The organism is Flavobacterium poyangense (assembly GCF_011751075.1).
Classification (GTDB): domain Bacteria; phylum Bacteroidota; class Bacteroidia; order Flavobacteriales; family Flavobacteriaceae; genus Flavobacterium; species Flavobacterium poyangense.
In genome coordinates, this window is the sequence record NZ_JAALLN010000003.1 from 188,157 (window position 1) to 207,902 (window position 19,746).

Here is a 19,746-nt window from a genome sequence, read left to right on the forward strand (position 1 = left end):
ATTTTTTAAATTACATTTACTTCAGCTTCAATTTGAATGCCGAATTTTTCGAAAACGGTATTCTGAACATCTTTGGAAACAGTTAAAATTTCCTGTCCCGTTGCATTTCCGTAATTCACCAAAACCAAAGCCTGATTTTTATGAACTCCGGCGTCGCCAAAACGTTTTCCTTTAAAACCTGCTTGTTCGATCAACCAGCCTGCCGGAACTTTTACTTCTGTTTCTGAAACTTCGTAGAACTTCATTTCAGGGAATTTTTGATGAATCTTTTCGAAGTCAGATTTTAATAAAATCGGATTTTTAAAGAAACTTCCACTGTTGCCTAATTCTTTTGGATCCGGCAATTTGCTTTGACGGATTGCAATTACGGCATTACTCACGTCTTTTAAAGTTGGGGTAGTAATGTTATTTTTAGTCAATTCAGCCTGAATGTCACCGTAGGAAGTATTGATTTTGTGATTGCGTTTGGTTAGTTTATAAATTACGGACGTAATAATGTATTGGTCTTTAATTTCATTTTTGAAAATACTTTCTCTATAGCCAAAATTACAATCGGCATTGGAGAAGGTTTTCATTTCCTGAGATTCAATATTTATGGCTTCGCAGGAAACAAAAGTATCTTTGATTTCCGTTCCGTAGGCACCGATATTTTGAACAGGGGTTGTGCCAACATTTCCGGGGATTAGCGACATGTTTTCTAAACCTCCAAAATCATTCCCGATCGTCCAAAGAACAAAATCATGCCAAGTCTCACCCGCCTGACTTTTTACCCATACAAAATCATCATTTTCGTCAATGATTTCTTTGCCTTTTAAATCAATATGAATGACCAAAGCATCAATGTCCTGAGTCAGAAGCATATTACTTCCGCCACCCAGAATAAATTTTGTCTGATCTTTGTTTTCTTTTAAAACGGTTTTCAATTCTGCTATAGAATGTACAGCGACAAATTGTTTTGCTTTAGCTTCAATGCCAAATGTATTGTGTTTTTTTAAAGAAAAATTGTATTGAATTTCCATAAATAAAAAAAGGCTTTTTAGGGTATTAATTCTGAGGTCAAAAGTAAGGATTATAATTAATTTGAGATGTTTTTTGGATAGGTTTTACCGCAAGGTGCGCAAAGAGATACGATAAGTGCGTAAAGTTGAAAGTAAAATCTTAGCGTTCCTTGCGTAACCCTTTGCGCACCTTGCGGTTAAATTTATTGCAGCTCTGTCAGATCCAATAACTCATGATACTTATCGGCAATAACTTTCATATTTATAGTGTAGTTCGCATTTTCCTCAACAAATTTTCTGTTTTGAAGAATAGCCAGGTAGTTTGATTTTGAATTAACATTGTCACTATTTTAGTAAAAGAGTTATGATACTAGGAGCGGTTATGGAAATTACGACAATTACACATCCAAGAACTCTGTCTAGAATTTTTATTCCGTTTTTTCCTTTTGGAGGCCTGTCTCCTCTTAGTGCAATAATGATATTTCGATTGTAAAAAGCTGAAAAAGGATAATTTAAGATTTTGATTGTGAGAATAAATAATAAAGGGGTGAAATAATAAGCTTCTAATGGCATAACATTTAATGGTATAACATTGAATCTAAATATTCCAAGTATAGAAAAACAAATAGCAATTAGTAAATGTTTTTTTAGTGTGTTGTTTTTAAAAAGTTCATTGTATCTAAAAGTTGTCGGATTTGAGTTGCGTCCGGATAACATGTAAAATATTATATAGACCAAAGCAAAGGCTACAGGTATTATTGATATTATGTTCTGCATTTTTAATTGTTTAGTTGGTTCAACAACTCATGATACTTATCCGCAATAACTTTCATATTGATAGTGTAGTTCGCATTTTCCTCAACAAATTTTCTGTTTTGAAGAATCGCCAGATTCCGCAATTCCGGATTTTCAAAAGACCAAATGAGTTCTTCGGCCAGTTTTTCGATATGGTCAATTTCTATTAACTGTCCGTTTTTTCGATGCGTGATCCAACTCTGATTCCCGGGAATGTCAGAAACAACAGGATAACAATTGCAAGCCATAGCCTCAAATAAAGAAGCCGAAACACCTTCGGTAATTGGCATGCTGATGTAGGTGTTTGCCTGTTGTAATAATTTGGGAAGTGCTGTATTTGGAATCCTTCCGGTAAAAATCACTTTGTTTTCGATTCCTAAGGTTACAGCTAAATCTTTTAAATAAGCCAAACGTGTACCATCACCAACAATAGTCAGTGAGAAGTCAAAGCCTTTTTGATTTAAGATGGAGAAGGCTTTAAGAATCGAATCATGGCGGTATTCCGGTTGTAAAGAACGGGTTACTATGGCTTTAATTCGGGTAGAATTTGAAGTTGAGGGAGTAAAAAGAGACAAATCAATTCCTTTTGGTAAAACCAGTACTTTATTCATCTCAACACCAATTTCCTTCATGGAGATGGTCATTACCGGTCCCCAGGCGTGAATTAAATGTGCTTTTTTGAAAGCGTATTTTTGAATGAATTTCTTAAAAGGTAATAAAATAGAACCTTCAGGCCATAAATCAGTTCTTCCTTGTTGGGCAATGGCAATGGTTTTAGCACCCGATAATGCTGCCAAAAAACCATAACTTGTCGTTCTTTCGGCAATTACCATATCGGGTTTTTCTCTTTTGATAATTTTGCGAATGGAAAGGGGAGCGAATAAATATTCTGTAATACGTTTAAAGCGATTCAGTTTGGTGTTATTTGGAGTTTTGAGCTCCCAGGTACAAATTTCAAAATCGCCAAATTCTTTCAGGCCTTTCATCCACGTGATGGCATCAGCGCGGTAGGATTCACCTAGAAAAAGTATTTTCCTTTTCATTCAAAGTTTTTTTTGCCGCGAATTTCACGAATTATTTTTGTTCTTTTAATCTGTGCAAAATAAAAGAAAAGTAGCCACAGATTTCATTGATTTAAAGGATTTTTTTCTGATTCAATAACGCTATTAAACAATCGGGTTCAGGTTGATAGTAAAAGTTTTTTTGGCGGTAATTATTTCTCTCATAAATTTTTATGGGAATGATTGTTAAGTTGTAAAATTCGTTAAACACTATTGGTATATATTTAATAGGCTTGATGAAATTTGGTTTAACAGGTTCTTACATAAGATTGGAATATGAATTATTTGAAAATTATAAGACTTTTTTTTGAATTTTTAACTAGTCTGTATCAATTGCCCCCAGTTTTAACTGGAGATAAAGAATTGATTAATAATACAAAGGCTTTAGCCAAACTCTGAAGGTTCGGCTAAAGCCTTTGTATCTTTCTTATATAACCTCCAGTTAAAAACTGGAGGCAATTCAAATTAGACTTTTATTATTTGCATTCGAATTGCAATTAAACAAAAACGAATCAGATTTTTATTTGAACACTTACTGATCCCATTTTGCATCTCACATCTCACATCTCACAACTCAAAACCCACATCCAATTAATTCGTGCAAATTCGTGCAAATTCGTGGCAAACATTTAAAACTCGTCGGTGTCTAATGCACGATTGATGAATTCGTTGAAAGGTTTTAAAGCAATCAGTTTTTGACTCATTTTAGCAACGAAGTCTTTTTGTGTTACTTCTTTTATATCGTATTTCTGACTAACGGTAAAACTTTTTAATTTTAAAAATTCAATAGCAGGATGGTCTTTTTCATAACCGCGCGGTGGATTTTTAAGCGAATTGTTTTCGTTGACGTCCAAACTTTCGAATTCTTTTTTAAAGTTTTTGTTGTTTAGAATTTCTTCTAAATCCTCATGAAAAAAAGCAATCTCTTTGCGGACTTTTTTCAGATCATCTGCTTCGGGAGAATAAAATCCTCCGGCAATAAAACTCGCGCCTTTTTCTATATGTACATAATATCCGGCCCGGTTTAAGCCTTTGGTTCCACCGGATATCCATATCCCAAGATGTGCTTTGTAAGGAGATTTGTCCTTAGAGAATCGGATGTCTCGATTGATCCTGAACGTACAGTTTTTAACTTCAAGTAACTCTAAAGAAGGGTCAAGAGGTTTCATGACATCCAGAAAATCACTCACCAGTTGATGGTAGTCTTTTTTGAAAACTTCGTATCTCTTTTTGTTGTCCTGAAACCAATCTCTGTTGTTGTTGGCTTTCAGATCGTCTAAAAATTGCAATGATTCTTTCGTTAGCATATTCGGGAGGTTATTGCAGTTGTTTTTTTAAGTCTTGTTCGCTGATGAAACCAACGTTTCTCCATTTGATTTCTTTGTTCTCGTATAGAAAGATAGTGGGAAGCTGGTCTATTTTCATCTCAGTAGTCAATGTTTTGTTTTTGTCAACATCAATGCGGATAATGGTAATCTTATCGCCCATTTCTTTTTGCATTTTCAATAGATATGGCTCCATTTGTTTGCAGGGGCCACACCATTCGGCATAAAAGTCTACTAAAACTTTTTTATCTGTATTTAGTAATTTGTTGAAATCATCAGTTGTCATTCCGATTTGAGCTGTTGAGGGGCTGGACAATCCTTCTGCGTTCCAGCTCATAATTCCGCCCTCTAATTCGTAAACGTTAGTAAATCCTAACTCGTTTAGTTTTGCAGCTGCCTTTTTGCTTCTTCCGCCACTTAAGCAATAAACAAAAACTGGTTTAGATTTGTCGTATGCTGCCGCTTTTGTTGCGAAATCTTCGTCATTCCAATTCACATTTACGGCCTTGTCAATATGTTCAGAAGCAAATTCATCGGGAGTTCTGACATCTAAAATCTGCGGATTTTCGGTCGTTTTTATTTTTTCTGCAAATGCTTTTGGACTGATTTCTTCAAAAGAACTTGTTTGTTTTTGATTGCAGGAAGTAATTGTTAATACGGTTAGTAGGAGTAAAACTGAAAAGAATTTCATAAGTGTAGGTTTTTAAAATAGTACCGCTAAATTAATGATTTTTCAATTTTGTACTCTGAATGAAATCATAAATTAAAGATCTTGTAGCTCTGATGTGTCGATTTTACAATCGTTTCAGTGCGCTCCGGATGGGTGTCAGAAATAAAAAGCTGGCCGAATGTTTCACTGTTTACCATTTCGATGATTTTGGCAACGCGGCTTTCGTCTAGTTTGTCAAAAATGTCATCAAAGAGCAAAAGAGGTTTTACACCGCTCTGCTTTTTAAGAAATTCAAACTGCGCCAATTTTAAAGCAATCAAAAATGATTTTTGCTGCCCCTGCGAACCGAATTTTTTTATCGGATGAGAATCAATTTCAAAAGACAGATCGTCTTTATGAGTACCGGCACTTGTATATTGTAATGCACGATCTTTGTTAATAGTTTCTTGTAAAAGAGTCAATAAGTCTTTTTCAAACAAATGACTTTCATAAACCAGCTGTACCGTTTCTTCAGAGCCGGTTATCGACTGATGGTGTTTGTTGAATATAGGTATAAATTGTTCGAGGAAATCTTTTCGTTTTTCAAAAATAGATTTTCCAAAAACACTTAATTGCTCATTATATATAGATAAGGTATCCTTTTCAAAAACGTGATTCAATGCAAAATACTTTAACAGTGCATTTCGCTGTACAATTATTTTTTGATATTGTATAAGTTCATGCAGATAAGTGCTGTCTAATTGCGAGATTACACTGTCCATAAATTTACGACGTGTTTCACTTCCTTCCACAATTAAATCGCGATCGGCAGGAGAAATAATAACCAAAGGAATAAATCCGATATGGTCAGAGAATTTATCGTAAGCCTTACCGTTTCTTTTTAAGATTTTTTTCTGCCCTTTTTTTAAGCTACAGACAATTTGCTCTGTTCGGTCGTTTTTTTCTAATTCCGCATCAATTACGAAAAACTCTTCACCATGTTTGATGTTTTGTACCGCAAGCGGATTAAAGTAACTTTTTCCGTAAGCCAAATGATAAATTGCATCGAGTACATTCGTTTTTCCAATTCCGTTTTTTCCAACAAAACAATTGATCTTGTCGTCGAAATCAAAACTGACTTCGGAGAAATTTTTATAATTGAATAAAGAAATTTTGTTTAAATGCATTTTTAGGGAACTCTATAGGATGAAATTTGTTGTTTTGTGGCGAAACTTTTTCTTTCAGATTATTTTTCAGATCTCTATCTTACAAAAGATACTGAAGTGTTTTTTTAAACTAAAAGCGGTTTTTGACCATTTCAATTGGTGTTAATTTGTGAAATTCGTGTTTAAAACGATAGTCAGTGCCGTGATAAGTCAGGTTTGGAAACAATAAAATTTGAGGGTGCAAATTATCGAAAAATATCGATATAAAAGACTTTTAGTGCTTTTCAGGATGAATTATTTTGTTGCTGAAGTGGAAGGAGTTAGGATTGTTGAAATTATTTTTTCTAAAATAGTGATAAAATTGATTTTTTTTACGTCGGTTTCAATAAAAATTTTATTTTTGCCGTTCACTAAATTAATTTTAAATGGCTACTTACAATAAAAGAGGATATAAAGCACCAAAAGAGAAAGAAGTTAAAGAAGTAAATGAGGAACAACAAGTAATCATTGACGAAAAAGACAGCACTACAGCTGGTGTTTTCTCAAAATTAGATGAGACGGCTTCTAAAACTGAGGACTGGGTTGCTAAAAATCAAAAAATCATTATTGGTTTAGTTGCTGGTATTGCGGTAGCAACAATTGGATATTTGGCTTACCAAAAATTTATTGAAGCTCCTAAGCAAGATGAGGCTGCAAACGAAATGTTTGTTGCTCAACAAAATTTTCAAAAAGCTACTGACGGTGTAGCAAGTGATTCTTTATACAAATTAGCATTGAACGGTTCTGAAGGTAAATTCGGATTTGTGAAAATTGCTGATGAGTATTCTGGAACTGATGCCGGAAACTTAGCGAACTACTATGCAGGTATGGCTTATTTGAATACAGGTAAATTTGATGACGCTATTAAATACTTAGGAGAATTTAAATCAGAAGATTTGATCTTAAGTGCTTTGGCTAAAGGAGCAATCGGAGACGCTTACTCTCAGAAAAATAATCAAAAAGAAGCTTTAAGCTATTATGTAAAAGCGGCTGAATCTAACAAAAACGATTTTACAACACCTCGTTTCTTGTTAAAAGCTGGTAAAACTGCTTTGGCTTTAGGTCAAAAAGAAGATGCTTTAAAGTATTTTACAGACATTAAAGAAAACTTCGATACAACTCCGGAAGCTGCTTCTGTTGATGTATTGATTGGATTAGCGCAATAAAGATTTTAGATTGTAGATTTTAGATTGTAGATTTGTATTTTAGAATCCATAATCTAAAATCTAAAATCAAAATTCTACAATCTTAAATTTAAAAGATGGCTACCGAAAATAAAAATTTATCAGAATACGATAAAAACACAATCCCAAATGCGAAAAATTTTCGATTTGGGATTGTTGTTTCTGAGTGGAATGAAAGTATTACAGAAGGACTTTACAATGGTGCATTTGAGGCATTAGTTGACAATGAAGTTCCTGCACAACAAATTATCCGTTGGAATGTTCCGGGGAGTTTTGAGCTGATTTACGGCGCAAAGAAAATGCTGCAAACACAGAATGTAGATGCTGTTATCGTGATTGGATGTGTAATCCAGGGACAAACAAAACATTTTGATTTTGTATGTGAAGGGGTAACGCAAGGAATTAAAGACCTGAATGTTCAAACCGATATTCCGGTTATTTTCTGTGTTTTGACAGATAATAACATACAACAATCTATTGACAGAAGCGGAGGGATTCACGGAAACAAAGGAACTGAAGCGGCAATTGCAGCTATAAAAATGGCGTATATTCGTCAACAGGCTTCTATGTCACATCCGTTCAATCAGCCTTTGTTGTCTTCAGGTGCCATTCAAATTGAAGAAACACCAAAAAAGATAGAAAAAGAATAAAACACAATCGTTTTAAAAAACTAAAACCTGTACTGTGTAAAAATAGTACGGGTTTTTTGTTTTTTTTATGACTTTTGATGCTCTGAATCACCATCAAAATTCATTAAATTTGTACACTTTGGTTTTTAAAACCAGATAGAATTAACATTAGCAATCCGAGATTTTGCAGTTGGCTGAAATCGAGGACAAAACCTTAAACCCAAATTTCTTAATGTCGAGTATTATTCAATTACTTCCTGATCACGTTGCTAATCAAATTGCTGCTGGAGAGGTGGTTCAAAGACCCGCCTCTGTTGTAAAAGAGCTATTAGAAAATGCCGTTGATGCTAAAGCAACCGACATTAAGTTGATTATTAAAGAAGCCGGAAAAACACTGGTTCAGGTTATTGATAATGGTGTGGGAATGAGTGTGACCGATGCACGTTTGTGTTTTGCGCGTCATGCGACTTCAAAAATCCGTCAGGCAGAAGATTTGTTTTCCCTAAATACCAAAGGTTTTCGTGGAGAGGCATTAGCTTCGATTGCGGCGATTGCGCACATGGAAATGAAAACCAAGCAAGATCAGGAGGAGCTTGGGACGCATATTGTTATCGAAGGGAGTAAGTTTGTTTCGCAGGAAATGTCAGTTCTGCCAAAAGGAACCTCGTTTGCTGTTAAAAATTTATTTTTTAATATTCCTGCCCGACGTAATTTCTTAAAGTCAGATACGGTTGAATTTCGTCATGTTATGGATGAGTTTCAAAGGGTAGCTCTGGCGCATCCCAATATTCATTTTACTTTTTATCATAACGGAAGTGAGTTGTATAATTTACCCGCCGCCGGATACCGCCAACGAATTGTGGGTATGATGTCTGGTAAAACCAACGAAAAATTGGTTCCGGTGAATGAAGATACAGATATCATAAACGTTCAGGGGTTTGTTTGTAAACCCGAATTTGCCAAGAAAAACAGGGGAGAGCAGTTCTTTTTTGTAAACGATCGTTTTATTAAAAGCGGTTATTTGCATCACGCTGTCATGGCAGCTTATGACGGACTTTTGAAAGATGGTTCGCAACCCAGTTATTTCTTGTACTTAGAAGTTCCGCCAAATACAATTGATATCAACATTCATCCGACCAAAACAGAAATTAAGTTTGACGATGAACAAGCGTTGTATGCTATTTTAAGAGCTTCAATCAAACACAGTTTAGGGCAATTTAATGTGGCTCCTGTACTTGATTTTGATCGTGATGCCAATTTAGATACTCCGTACCATTATAAAGATTTAGAGGGTGAAACTCCAACTATTCAGGTTGATGGCACCTTTAATCCGTTTACAGACGACAAAACAAATCAGCATTATTCTAAATCAAGTTCAGGATCTGGTTTTTCCGGTAGTTCAGTATCGGGATCTGGTTCAGGATCTGGCTCGTATTCGGGCTCAGGATCAGGTTCGGGATCAGTATCCTACTCCGGATATTCTAAAAGAGTAGAACCTACCGCTAGTTGGGAAAGTTTGTATGTGGGCTTAGATACAGAAAGTATAGAGAGTTCTCCTTTTACATTCGAAAATGAGGAAGTTACCTCGTCTTTGTTTAATGATGAAGAGGTGGAACAAGCTATTCAGAAAACCTATCAGATTCATAAAAAGTATATCGTTTCTCCGATAAAATCCGGAATGGTGATTGTAGATCAGCAACGAGCACATCAACGTATTTTATACGAACAATTTTTGTTGAATATGACCGTAAATCAAGCGTCCAGTCAGCAATTGTTGTTTCCGTTGGATTTGTTTTACTCATCGGCAGAAATGGAGTTGATAGAAGAATTGAAACCTTCTTTAGCAACAACCGGTTTTGTTTTTGATGAGGGAACGACAGATCATATTGTGATTTCCGGGATTCCCGTGAACATTACAGAAAGCGAAGTTTCGTTGGTAATTGAACAATTGTTAAGTGATTTACAAGACGGAATTCCGGCAAGTAGTTACAGTCAGAATGATACCATCGCCAAGTCGATGGCCAAAAGTTTAGCGGTTAAAACCGGGTCTTATTTAACCGAGAAAGAGCAGGATAATCTAGTAAACGGTTTGTTTGCTTGTAAAGACCCTAATATTTCACCTTTTCAAAAACCTACCTTCATTACCATGCGTGTTGAAGATATAGATAAAAAGTTTGCCTTATGATGAACATGACTCCCGTAGTAAAACAGTTATTGATAATTAATATTATCTTCTTTCTAGGATCTCAATTGGTGCCGATTTCTTATGATTATCTGTCCCTTTTTTACCCGGAGAGTACTAATTTCAGAGCTTGGCAGTTAGTGACGCATATGTTTATGCATGCTCCTCTACCTAATTTTATGCATATTTTGTTTAATATGTTTGCCTTGTATTCTTTCGGATCGGCATTGGAACATTTTTGGGGAGGAAAGAAATTTTTGTTTTTTTATATTTCGTGTGGTTTAGGTGCGGCGTTGTTGCATACTGCCGTAAATTATGTGCAATTGCATTCTCTCTTAGATTCGGTTGCGAGTTTAAATTTATCTAAAGCGGAGTTAGATCTGATCTTAAATACGGATCCAAGATCTTTATTTGATGCTAGCGGACGTATGAATCCCGGAGAAATTTCAACTATTTTAAATAGGGTGCATTGTACTCAGGAGCAGTTTAATGCTTTGGCTCAGGCTAGCGGAGTTACGCAATCTAGTGTTATAGGGGCTTCCGGTGCAATTTACGGATTGTTGACTGCTTTTGCTTTTATGTTCCCTAATGCAGAGTTGGCATTGATGTTTATTCCAATTCCTATAAAAGCAAAATATTTCGTTCCCGGGATTTTAGCTATTGATTTGTTTTTAGGATTTAAAGGAAACTCTTTATTTAGCAGCGGAGGTACCAGTATTGCGCATTTTGCTCATATTGGGGGTGCAATTACCGGTTTTCTGATGATGTTGTATTGGAAAAAAACACAGTTTAATAACAATCGTTGGAATTAATTTTTAATTTTAATATCAAAAAAAATAGAAACTTAAAAAAGCTTTTATGAATATTCTGGACGATTTAAAATTGCAGTATAAATTAGGAGGCATTGCAATGCGTGTTATTTATTGGAACATTGCTTGTTTTTTGATTTCCTTAGTGTTCTTTTACCAATTTTCGATCGGCCAATTCGCTTATCCGGGTTGGTTGGCTTTATCGTCAGACCCTCAGGTTTTTTTATTTAAGCCGTGGACATTTCTGACGTATGCCTTTTTTCACGATGGATTTTTCCATTTGCTGTTCAATATGATGGTGCTTAATTTTGCCAGCAACTTGTTTTTAACTTTTTTTACGCAAAAGCAATATTTGGGATTGTATATTTTAGGGGCTGTTTTTGCAGGAGTTGTTTTTGCTTTGAGTTATTATTTCTTGAATAGTGTGGGATCTATGGTTGGAGCTTCGGCAGCAATTATGGCCATTTTGGTGGCTACTACGACCTATCAACCTTTAATGAATATTCGCTTGCTGCTGATTGGTAATGTGAAACTTTGGCACATTACGGCGGTCATTTTAATTTTAGATTTAATGCAATTCCGCCTTGGGAATATGGGTGGACATATTTCGCACTTAGCAGGTGCTGTTTTTGGTTTTATTTTTATTAAATTGCTTCAAAATGGTACCGACCTGAGTAAAGTGGTTTCCAGAACAATAGATTTCTTTTCTAATTTGTTCAGAAAATCACCTACGACCCCTTTCAGGACAGTACATAAGAATTATAAAAAACCTACAGAAAGACCAATTTCGAAGATTGTTACGAAAGATAAAACGCAACAACAAATTGACGAAATTTTGGATAAAATCAGCCAGTCCGGCTATGATTGTCTGACCAAAGAAGAAAAAGAATTTTTATTTAAAGCAGGAAAATAATCCTTGTAATAAAGAAAGCATGCAAAACCTGTCTTGGTTTAATAAATTGATGTTTTTTTTGAATATAGTGCTTACTGTAGTAACATTCAGCATCTATATTTTACCCTTTTTGGCACCCAAGAGTTTTCCGCTTTTATCGGTTTTAACGCTCTTTATGCCGGCTTTTTTTGTGTTGAATGGCTTGTTTTTCCTGTATTGGGCTATTCAGTTTAAAAAACGCCTTATTTTATCCGGTCTGGTATTGCTAACCGGAATCACATTTATCAGTAAATTTTATAAGTTCTCTGCCAAAGAGTATGTGAAAGGCGAAAAGGATTTCTCTGTTATGAGTTATAATGTGCGTCTTTTTAATGTTTTTAAGTGGTTGGATCGTGATGATATTCCTTCAAATATTAAAGCTTTTATAGACGAAAAAGATCCGGATATTCTGTGTATTCAGGAATATTCCAATTCGGCTCATATTGATCTTAAAGTATATCCGCATCGTTATATTTTTATCGATGGCAATCAGATCAAAACAGGGCAGGCTATTTTTTCTAAATTCCCGATTTTGTATCAGGGTAATATTGTTTTTCCTAAGTCAGACAACAATGTCATCTATGCTGATATAAAACGCGGTAAAGATGTGATTCGGGTGTACAATATGCACTTACAATCGATTAAGATTTCGCCGGACGTTAACGAAATCTCTAATAATATCGATAATGTGAATCAGGAAAAATCACAGCTAATTTATACCCGAATCAGTAAAGGATTCAGGCAACAGCAGGAGCAGGCCGAGATTTTTAAGGAGAATATCAAACAATGCAAAAACCCGATTATTATTTGTGGAGACATGAATAACAGTCCATTTTCTTATGTGTACAGAAGCATAAAAGGTAAATTGAAAGATACCTTTGAAGAAGCGGGTGAAGGTTTTGGTGCTACCTACAAATTTCGCTATTACCCGGCTCGAATCGATTATATTTTTACGGATAGTAAAATAAAAGTAAAAGAATTCGAAAGTTTTTCTGATTTCGAAAATTCAGACCATTATCCTATTATGACAAGGCTTTCGATGTAGAGTTGTTATAGTATCTTTTGTGTTTTTAAATAATCCATCGCAAATTTACCTTCGTTAAAAAGCAAGTCTAATACGCTTAGATTGTTTATAAAACCGTGTTTGTCATCAAATACCTGAGGGTATTTTTCGAAGGAATTAGCGTCTTTTTTTCCGTTTGCCAAATATCTGAAGTCAGAGATGTTTTCTGTCACGTGAAAGTACTCTGTTGTCTTGCTGAATTCTATTTTCATGCGAAGACATTTGGTTACGATATCAAAGACCTCCAGATTTAAATCCATCAAAAAAGTGTGTTTCTTTTCAAAAACAGGCAGTAAGTCGTCTTCAAAAAACTCAAAAAAAGGAGAGCTTCTGTAGGCGGCTTCTAAAGATTTAAAGTGTTGTTTCTGCCAGTCAAATTCATTTTCAATCAAAACATCTTTGGTTTTTTGATGCGTTGCTTTTGAATGTTTGATAGGGATATTTAATAATTGTATCCCGTTTGGACTATAGATATAGGTGCGATTTCTGTTGGTTTGTTTCTGAAAATTATCTTCCATCTCAAAAGTTATATTTTCAGATTGAGCCATAACTGCAAAGTGGCTGATAGACGGAAAATAGGTAGGAAGTAATAAGGAATTCATAGAATGAAAGGTATTTTGAGTTTTTGTTTCAGGTTTCTTTTGTTTCAAGTTTCAAGTTGTATTTGATGACTTGAAACTTGAAACCTGAAACAAAAAAATTTTTTTTGTTATGCTTTGTTTTCTTTTCTTTTTCTCCAGAAAAACTCTCCAACAAAATATGCTGCGAGTATAATTAAGAAGTACTTAAAGTAAGATTGCGGTTGTCCTTCACCATCTACGGTTGTGAAAACCCTGTCCCAACGAATTTTATTGATTCCTTTTCCATTAGTGTCCCAACTCATCCAGATGAAAACCGGTTTTCCAACAATATGATTTTCCGGAACATAACCCCAGTAACGACTGTCTTCAGAGTTGTGACGGTTGTCTCCCATCATCCAGTAATAGTTTTGTTTGAAGGTGTAACTTGTCGCTGGTTTTCCGTTGATTAGATACTGAGAACCTTTTATCTCTAATGTGTTTCCTTCGTAATTTGTTATGATTTCTTTGTAAAAAGGTAAAGATACGTTGTTTAGCGCCACTGTTTTTCCTGCTTCCGGAATGTAAATCGGGCCAAAATTGTCCTGACTCCATTTGTTGATATGAGGGAAAATAGCATTGTCGTTTCCTCTGTCGATTTCTCTTTTTACAGCAGTAACTCCGGGGATGTTTTTTATTCTTTCAGCACTTGCTTCAGTTAGAGCGGCAAAATAAAGAGTGTCTCTTTTTTCGGTTTTGAAACCTGCGCGGTCGGTAATGTCTAATTCTCTTAGTAGTGTTTCAAAGTCAATAGGTGTTTTTCCATCCAGAGCAACTGCATAAGAATACTGAGGTTTAGCTCTTTCCGGTAAAACTAATTTTTTGCCGTTAATAAAAACATAACCGTCTTTAATAGACAGGCTGTCTCCGGGAATACCAACGCATCTTTTTACATAATTTGACTTTTTGTCAATTGGTTTGATTACACCGGGTCTTCCTTTTGGCTCATAGAAATAATGTACGGTATCAACAGGCCAGTTAAAAACAACGATATCACATCGTTTTATTTTTTCTAAAGCTGGTAGTCTGAAGTACGGTAGTTGTGGCCATTTCAAATAGGACTTTTGTTTGGTTAATGGTATAGAATCATGAACCATTGGCAAGGCTACGGTTGTCATAGGTACCCTTGGTCCGTAATTTACTTTACTCACAAACAAAAAGTCACCAATTAACAATGATTTTTCTAAAGAAGAAGTTGGAATCGTATAAGGTTGTACAATATAAGTATGTACTAATGTAGCTACTATGATGGCAAAAAGTAAAGAGCTAACAGTATCTGCCGCTTTGTTTTCGGGAGTTAGTTTTCTGTCTTTAACATATACTAATTTCTGAGTGTGGCTTACATAATAGATGTAAAAACCTAAAGTAAAGATTCCTAAAACAGTATCTGTAGTAGTATTTTTTCCAAATGATCTTAGTGTTTCTACCCAAACAACCGGAAACATTATCAGGTTGATAATAGGTATAAAAAGCAATAAAGTCCACCAGGTTGGACGGCCGATTATTTTCATTAAAACAATAGCGTTGTATACCGGAATTGCAGCTTCCCAACTTTTTCTTCCGGCTGACTGATACATTTTCCATGTTCCCAGAAAATGGATTATTTGCACGGCCAGGAAAAAAACAAACCAAAGATATAGTGTCATAATATTTTGTTTTAAGTTTTAGATTTAAGGGTTGAAAAAAATGTTATGCCTTAAATGTTGTAAGTAGTTTATTTTAGATTTAATACATCTTTCATACTGTAAATACCCTTTTTGCCAGCTAGCCATTCAGCAGCTATAACAGCTCCAAGAGCAAAACCTTCACGGTTATGCGCAGTATGTTTTAATTCGATGCTGTCAATAGCAGAGTCATAAGTTACGGTATGTGTACCCGGAACATCTCCAATTCTTTTTGCTTCAATGTGAATTTCATTTGCTTTTGGCTCTTCTAAAGTCCAATTGGCATAGGCACTGTTTTCAATAACTCCTTTGGCTAATGAAATGGCAGTTCCGCTTGGAGCATCCAGTTTTTGAGTGTGATGAATTTCTTCCATCGTCACTTTATAAGAATCAAATTGAGCCATTATTTTGGCTAAGTATTCGTTCAGTTCGAAGAAGATGTTTACACCTAAACTAAAGTTAGAGCTAGAGATAAAACCACCTTGTTTTTCTTTGCAAAGGGCTTCCATTTTGTCGTAATGTTCCAGCCAGCCGGTGGTTCCTGATACTACGGGAACATTAGAGTGAAAACAGTTTGAAATATTATCAACGGCAGCAGCGGGAACGCTAAAATCGATCGCCACATCAGCAGTCGAAAGTCCGTCGTAAGTATTGTTTTCGTCTTTCTTTAAAACAATCTCATGACCTCTTTCCAGAGCAATTCGTTCGATTACTTTACCCATTTTTCCGTATCCTAAAAGCGCAATTTTCATTTGTGTATATTTTGAATTTTAAATAGAAGTAAAATCTATTAAAAGTTGTAATTAAAGGTTAGTCCTACATTTGGTCTGAAAGTTACAGTGTCAGGATAGATTTGTGGTCGCATTGATAATCTTTCGTTTACGTTAAACTGAATCAAAGCGGCATCAACGTTAGCGTCTATAATGTTCAAGACATAAAAACCCACTACAAACAGGGCAGACAGGTCTCGGTTACGCTGATAAAATTTTTGTCCGGCAACAAGCCTGCTGTCGTCCAGGTATTTGTAGTCGTCCTCCTTGCCTTCTAAACGTTGCTTGTAGGCATCACGATAGGAGTTGTACTTCTTGTTGCTGTCGAGGTAGAAATATAAACTGGTACCAATTGCTCCGTAAACCAACGGAATTTTCCAGTATTTTTTATTGTACGCCTGACCTAAACCCGGTAGAATTGCAGAATAGAATGCTGCTTTTGCAGGGGTAAGAGGATCAATTTCCTGTAACTTGGTTGTGTCTTTAATGACCAAAACCGTGTCTTCTTTTGCCTGAGCAAAAAGAGATACGGTTCCTGTGAGAAAGAACAATAAACCTATGGGGACAATTTTATTCACTATCCGTTTATTAATTTTATAATTCTGTTAAAGTCGGCCTCGGAATTAAAAGGAATTGTGATTTTTCCTTTTCCGTTGTTGGCAACTTTTATATCAACTTTTGAACCAAAATAATCGTTGAAAGTATTTTTTTGTGTTTCTCTAACTACAAATGATGACTCGGCTTTTGGTTTTCCTTCTGCTTTTGGCTTTAAGCCTTCGTGATAATTTTTTACCAGGGTTTCTGTTTCACGAACAGATAAGTTCTGACTTACTATGGTTTGGTAAAGATCTGCCTGAGCATCTAAATCTTCAATGTTGATGATGGCTCTACCGTGTCCCATACTGATAAAACCGTCACGAATACCGGTCTGAATAATCGGATCTAATTTTAAAAGACGCAAATAGTTCGCAATTGTAGAACGTTTTTTTCCTACGCGTTCACTCATTTGTTCCTGAGTCAACTGAATTTCATCCATTAAACGTTGGTACGAAAGCGCGATCTCAATAGGGTCTAAGTCATGACGTTGAATGTTTTCAACCAAAGCCATTACCAGCGATTCGTTGTCGTTTGCGATACGAATATAGGCAGGAACTGTATTTAAACCTACTAAAGTGGAAGCACGTAAACGACGCTCTCCGGAGATTAATTGGTATTTGTTAAAATCTAATTTTCGAACAGTAATAGGTTGAATCACGCCCAGTTCTTTAATAGAAGTGGCTAATTCACGTAAGGATTCTTCGTTGAAATTACTTCTTGGCTGAAATGGATTTATTTCGATAGCACTTATTTCAAGCTCTATTATATTTCCAACAACTTTGTCAGCATTTTTGTCTTCTACTGAGGTAATGTCGTTTTCCGGATCTTTTAATAAGGCTGATAATCCTCTTCCTAAGGCTTGTTTTTTAATTGCTTTTGTCATAAAAACTATTTACTGTTTTTCTTTATAATTTCCTGAGCCAGATTAATGTAATTAACTGCTCCTTTACTGGTTGCGTCATAATTAATGATGCTTTCTCCAAAACTTGGTGCTTCGCTTAATTTTACATTACGCTGAATAACGGTATCAAAAACCATATCGTTAAAGTGTTTTTGCACTTCCTCTACAACCTGATTAGATAAACGTAATCTGGAGTCGTACATGGTTAATAATAATCCTTCAATGTCAAGATCCGGGTTGTGTATTTTTTGAATACTTTTTATAGTGTTCAGTAATTTTCCTAATCCTTCAAGTGCGAAATATTCACATTGAATCGGAATAACTACAGAATCAGAGGCTGTTAAAGCATTTAAGGTTAATAAACCTAATGAAGGTGCACAGTCGATAATGATATAATCATATTCGTCTTTAACACTTTCTAATGCTGTTTTAAGCATATACTCTCTGTTTTCTTTATCAACCAATTCGATTTCGATGGCAACAAGGTCGATATGAGCAGGAATCACGTCAACATTTGGAGCTGTACATTTAATAACAGTTTCTTTTGGGGTGTGACTATGTTCAAGTATTTGATAGGTGCCAACTTCTACAGTTTCTACATCAATCCCAAGACCGGACGTAGCATTTGCCTGAGGATCAGCGTCTATCAGTAATACTTTTTTTTCTAAAACACCTAATGAGGCTGCAAGATTTACAGATGTAGTAGTCTTTCCAACGCCTCCTTTTTGATTAGCAATCGCAATGATTTTGCCCATTTATTTTCTGAATTTTGAACCGTAAAAATACAATTATTTATGGTTTTTGAAAATCTATTTTGTTAACATTTAAGAAACTTCGGTTAAGCGTTGTGTGTCGCTTGTTTTTGGAGTGAAAAGAGGAAAAGTAATTTTGGTTTTTAGACCTGAATTGACAGGGTCAAGAGGCCTTTAGTGATAGATTCTGTCTGCAGAATGGCAAAGTTGGCAAGTGTCATAAGGTTGTTTCCAATTTTTAGAGCAGTTTGGGCATGAGTTGTAATATTAATTAAAAGGGTAGAAAGGAGTAAAATTGTTGTTTTTATTTGTTAAAGATATTTTTGAATATTAAGCATCTAATAAAAAAGAAAAATATGTTAAATAAAAGAATAGTTTTACGAGCGTAATGTTTTAAGTTATATGCGCATTGATGCTACTTAAAATAAATTTGTTAATTAAAGTATGGGATTGGTATGCGATTTCTATTTGTCATATTGTTCGGTAACTTTTTTTGGTAAAAAAAAACACATATCGTTTTTCAGTATAATAATCAATTTACAGTCGAAGTATAGGAATTCCTGAATTAGGACATTGTTGATGCTTTAAGTTAGTTAATGATTAAAAAACGTATAAACACCTGTTGCTAGGTATGTTTATTAGTCGTTTATTTGGAAATAATGGTTTGTTAATTTGAGGTTTGTGTTTTGGCTGCCATTTGTACAATATAGTTGTATAAATAAGTTAGTAGTAAGATTAGAATAAAATGGAAAGAATATGGCAGAGTTTAAATTAGGTTTATTGACAGATCTTCTCGATATGTATGAGAGATTAGAATCTTATGTATTTCTTACTGTGGAGGAAAAACGCGAAATTATAGAATCGGTAAGTGATGCTATTCAAATTACCGAAGAAGAATTTGGAGAAAGAATTGATGGTTCGCGAAATATCGGACATAATACTAATGTTGGTGATGCCTGGCATAAAGCAAGTAAGACAATTGAAAAATATCTTCAAGGCGAAAAGTTAGCGAAGTCATTAAGTATGAAAGGGGAAGCTTGGGTTAATATGCATAAATGGTCTTCAGAGCAATTGGAAAATGAAGATATAGAAATTGAGCAGATTAAAGAGCGATTAGAAAAAATGACATCAATCAGAAGGAAATTTCGACGCCCGAAAGATTAAGTTTAACTGCTGTAAAACAGGTGGTTTAGAGTAATACAGCTACCCAAACGATAGCAAAAAGAAGAAGCAAATCGGTGTGAAAAACTTTGCGTTTTTGATGTGAACAAACAAAAATTCTTGTATGTTCTAAGTTTGTCTCAGATTAATTTTATTGAAAGGCAAAAAAAAAAGTCTTTTCAAATTGATGAAAAGACTTTTGTCGGGGTGGCAGGATTCGAACCTGCGGCCTCCTGCTCCCAAAGCAGGCGCGATAACCGGGCTACGCTACACCCCGTAGAAAATATTACTATTGACTAGCGGGATGCAAATATAGGTTTATTACTTATTTCCCACAAGGAAAAATATAAAATAGATGTAACTGACTCTATTTCATGTTGAAAAACGAAAAATGCAGTATACTATAAGGTAATATTACCTTTATATTAAAAAATGGGTTGAGTCACTTTTCGT

Annotated in this window: 19 protein-coding genes and 1 tRNA gene; 7 read left to right on the forward strand and 13 right to left on the reverse strand. The window is 35.1% G+C overall.

The features are described 5' to 3' along the window. Positions 1-5: 5 nt before the first annotated feature. The 6 genes from murB to recF all read right to left on the reverse strand — a co-directional run bounded on the left by murB (position 6) and on the right by recF (position 6,015). Positions 6-1,019, reverse strand: a complete 1,014-nt coding sequence (murB, locus tag G3A47_RS08800; RefSeq protein ID WP_166921792.1) for a UDP-N-acetylmuramate dehydrogenase — start codon at positions 1,017-1,019, stop codon at positions 6-8. Positions 1,020-1,343: 324 nt separating this feature from the next. After that, positions 1,344-1,775, reverse strand: a complete 432-nt coding sequence (locus G3A47_RS08805; RefSeq protein WP_166921793.1) for a hypothetical protein — start codon at positions 1,773-1,775, stop codon at positions 1,344-1,346. Between the two features lie 2 nt (positions 1,776-1,777). Beyond that, the gene (locus tag G3A47_RS08810; protein ID WP_166921794.1) at positions 1,778-2,836 is read right to left on the reverse strand and encodes a glycosyltransferase; all 1,059 of its coding nucleotides are present in this window, start codon (positions 2,834-2,836) and stop codon (positions 1,778-1,780) included. A 647-nt stretch (positions 2,837-3,483) separates the two neighbouring features. Continuing rightward, positions 3,484-4,161 (reverse strand): DUF2461 domain-containing protein, encoded by a 678-nt coding sequence (locus tag G3A47_RS08815; protein ID WP_166921795.1) that lies wholly within the window; start codon positions 4,159-4,161, stop codon positions 3,484-3,486. A 10-nt stretch (positions 4,162-4,171) separates the two neighbouring features. After that, positions 4,172-4,870 carry a thioredoxin domain-containing protein gene (locus tag G3A47_RS08820; RefSeq protein WP_166921796.1) on the reverse strand — a complete coding sequence of 233 codons (699 nt, stop codon included), beginning with the start codon at positions 4,868-4,870 and terminating at the stop codon, positions 4,172-4,174. A 65-nt stretch (positions 4,871-4,935) separates the two neighbouring features. After that, complete coding sequence (gene recF / locus G3A47_RS08825; protein ID WP_166921797.1) at positions 4,936-6,015, reverse strand: DNA replication/repair protein RecF; 1,080 nt, start codon at positions 6,013-6,015, stop codon at positions 4,936-4,938. A 404-nt stretch (positions 6,016-6,419) separates the two neighbouring features. Between recF and G3A47_RS08830 the strand changes: the two genes are divergently transcribed. From G3A47_RS08830 to G3A47_RS08855, 6 genes are all read left to right on the forward strand, one after another. Beyond that, complete coding sequence (locus G3A47_RS08830; RefSeq protein WP_166921798.1) at positions 6,420-7,199, forward strand: tetratricopeptide repeat protein; 780 nt, start codon at positions 6,420-6,422, stop codon at positions 7,197-7,199. 95 nt (positions 7,200-7,294) lie between these two features. Then, on the forward strand, positions 7,295-7,867 hold the full coding sequence (gene ribH, locus G3A47_RS08835; protein ID WP_166921799.1) for a 6,7-dimethyl-8-ribityllumazine synthase: 573 nt from the start codon (positions 7,295-7,297) through the stop codon (positions 7,865-7,867). A gap of 211 nt (positions 7,868-8,078) precedes the next feature. Further along, positions 8,079-10,031, forward strand: a complete 1,953-nt coding sequence (gene mutL, locus G3A47_RS08840; RefSeq protein ID WP_166921800.1) for a DNA mismatch repair endonuclease MutL — start codon at positions 8,079-8,081, stop codon at positions 10,029-10,031. Further along, entirely contained in the window at positions 10,028-10,840 is an 813-nt protein-coding gene (locus G3A47_RS08845; RefSeq protein ID WP_166921801.1) for a rhomboid family intramembrane serine protease, read from the forward strand. Before mutL ends, G3A47_RS08845 begins: the two co-directional genes overlap by 4 nt. Before the next feature lie 46 nt (positions 10,841-10,886). Further along, positions 10,887-11,750, forward strand: coding sequence for a rhomboid family intramembrane serine protease (locus G3A47_RS08850; RefSeq protein ID WP_166921802.1), 864 nt, complete (start codon positions 10,887-10,889; stop codon positions 11,748-11,750). 49 nt (positions 11,751-11,799) lie between these two features. After that, entirely contained in the window at positions 11,800-12,813 is a 1,014-nt protein-coding gene (locus tag G3A47_RS08855; protein ID WP_243860409.1) for an endonuclease/exonuclease/phosphatase family protein, read from the forward strand. Positions 12,814-12,818: 5 nt separating this feature from the next. On the opposite strand, the gene G3A47_RS08860 is transcribed toward G3A47_RS08855, so the two are convergent. The 6 genes from G3A47_RS08860 to G3A47_RS08885 form a co-directional block, all read right to left on the reverse strand. Beyond that, positions 12,819-13,433, reverse strand: coding sequence for a WbqC family protein (locus G3A47_RS08860; protein WP_166921804.1), 615 nt, complete (start codon positions 13,431-13,433; stop codon positions 12,819-12,821). 107 nt (positions 13,434-13,540) lie between these two features. Beyond that, positions 13,541-15,094, reverse strand: coding sequence for a signal peptidase I (gene lepB, locus G3A47_RS08865; protein ID WP_166921805.1), 1,554 nt, complete (start codon positions 15,092-15,094; stop codon positions 13,541-13,543). Positions 15,095-15,162: 68 nt separating this feature from the next. Beyond that, entirely contained in the window at positions 15,163-15,864 is a 702-nt protein-coding gene (gene dapB / locus G3A47_RS08870) for a 4-hydroxy-tetrahydrodipicolinate reductase (protein ID WP_166921806.1), read from the reverse strand. 38 nt (positions 15,865-15,902) lie between these two features. After that, positions 15,903-16,460 carry a DUF5683 domain-containing protein gene (locus G3A47_RS08875; RefSeq protein ID WP_166921807.1) on the reverse strand — a complete coding sequence of 186 codons (558 nt, stop codon included), beginning with the start codon at positions 16,458-16,460 and terminating at the stop codon, positions 15,903-15,905. Continuing rightward, a complete protein-coding gene (locus G3A47_RS08880) occupies positions 16,460-17,362 on the reverse strand; it encodes a ParB/RepB/Spo0J family partition protein (RefSeq protein WP_166921808.1) in 903 nt (300 codons plus the stop codon). Before G3A47_RS08880 ends, G3A47_RS08875 begins: the two co-directional genes overlap by 1 nt. A gap of 5 nt (positions 17,363-17,367) precedes the next feature. Continuing rightward, entirely contained in the window at positions 17,368-18,135 is a 768-nt protein-coding gene (locus G3A47_RS08885; protein WP_166921809.1) for a ParA family protein, read from the reverse strand. A 753-nt stretch (positions 18,136-18,888) separates the two neighbouring features. Between G3A47_RS08885 and G3A47_RS08890 the strand changes: the two genes are divergently transcribed. Continuing rightward, positions 18,889-19,296 (forward strand): hypothetical protein, encoded by a 408-nt coding sequence (locus G3A47_RS08890; RefSeq protein WP_166921810.1) that lies wholly within the window; start codon positions 18,889-18,891, stop codon positions 19,294-19,296. A gap of 199 nt (positions 19,297-19,495) precedes the next feature. Here the strand turns inward: G3A47_RS08890 and G3A47_RS08895 are convergent. After that, positions 19,496-19,570, reverse strand: a tRNA-Pro gene (locus G3A47_RS08895). Positions 19,571-19,746: the final 176 nt, after the last annotated feature.

Coding starts and splice junctions, on each gene's coding strand:
- murB (WP_166921792.1), bottom strand. CDS start 1,019: ATGGAAATTCAATACAATTTTTCTTTAAAAAAACACAATACATTTGGC.
- G3A47_RS08805 (WP_166921793.1), bottom strand. CDS start 1,775: ATGCAGAACATAATATCAATAATACCTGTAGCCTTTGCTTTGGTCTAT.
- G3A47_RS08810 (WP_166921794.1), bottom strand. CDS start 2,836: ATGAAAAGGAAAATACTTTTTCTAGGTGAATCCTACCGCGCTGATGCC.
- G3A47_RS08815 (WP_166921795.1), bottom strand. CDS start 4,161: ATGCTAACGAAAGAATCATTGCAATTTTTAGACGATCTGAAAGCCAAC.
- G3A47_RS08820 (WP_166921796.1), bottom strand. CDS start 4,870: ATGAAATTCTTTTCAGTTTTACTCCTACTAACCGTATTAACAATTACT.
- recF (WP_166921797.1), bottom strand. CDS start 6,015: ATGCATTTAAACAAAATTTCTTTATTCAATTATAAAAATTTCTCCGAA.
- G3A47_RS08830 (WP_166921798.1), top strand. CDS start 6,420: ATGGCTACTTACAATAAAAGAGGATATAAAGCACCAAAAGAGAAAGAA.
- ribH (WP_166921799.1), top strand. CDS start 7,295: ATGGCTACCGAAAATAAAAATTTATCAGAATACGATAAAAACACAATC.
- mutL (WP_166921800.1), top strand. CDS start 8,079: ATGTCGAGTATTATTCAATTACTTCCTGATCACGTTGCTAATCAAATT.
- G3A47_RS08845 (WP_166921801.1), top strand. CDS start 10,028: ATGATGAACATGACTCCCGTAGTAAAACAGTTATTGATAATTAATATT.
- G3A47_RS08850 (WP_166921802.1), top strand. CDS start 10,887: ATGAATATTCTGGACGATTTAAAATTGCAGTATAAATTAGGAGGCATT.
- G3A47_RS08855 (WP_243860409.1), top strand. CDS start 11,800: ATGTTTTTTTTGAATATAGTGCTTACTGTAGTAACATTCAGCATCTAT.
- G3A47_RS08860 (WP_166921804.1), bottom strand. CDS start 13,433: ATGAATTCCTTATTACTTCCTACCTATTTTCCGTCTATCAGCCACTTT.
- lepB (WP_166921805.1), bottom strand. CDS start 15,094: ATGACACTATATCTTTGGTTTGTTTTTTTCCTGGCCGTGCAAATAATC.
- dapB (WP_166921806.1), bottom strand. CDS start 15,864: ATGAAAATTGCGCTTTTAGGATACGGAAAAATGGGTAAAGTAATCGAA.
- G3A47_RS08880 (WP_166921808.1), bottom strand. CDS start 17,362: ATGACAAAAGCAATTAAAAAACAAGCCTTAGGAAGAGGATTATCAGCC.
- G3A47_RS08885 (WP_166921809.1), bottom strand. CDS start 18,135: ATGGGCAAAATCATTGCGATTGCTAATCAAAAAGGAGGCGTTGGAAAG.
- G3A47_RS08890 (WP_166921810.1), top strand. CDS start 18,889: ATGGCAGAGTTTAAATTAGGTTTATTGACAGATCTTCTCGATATGTAT.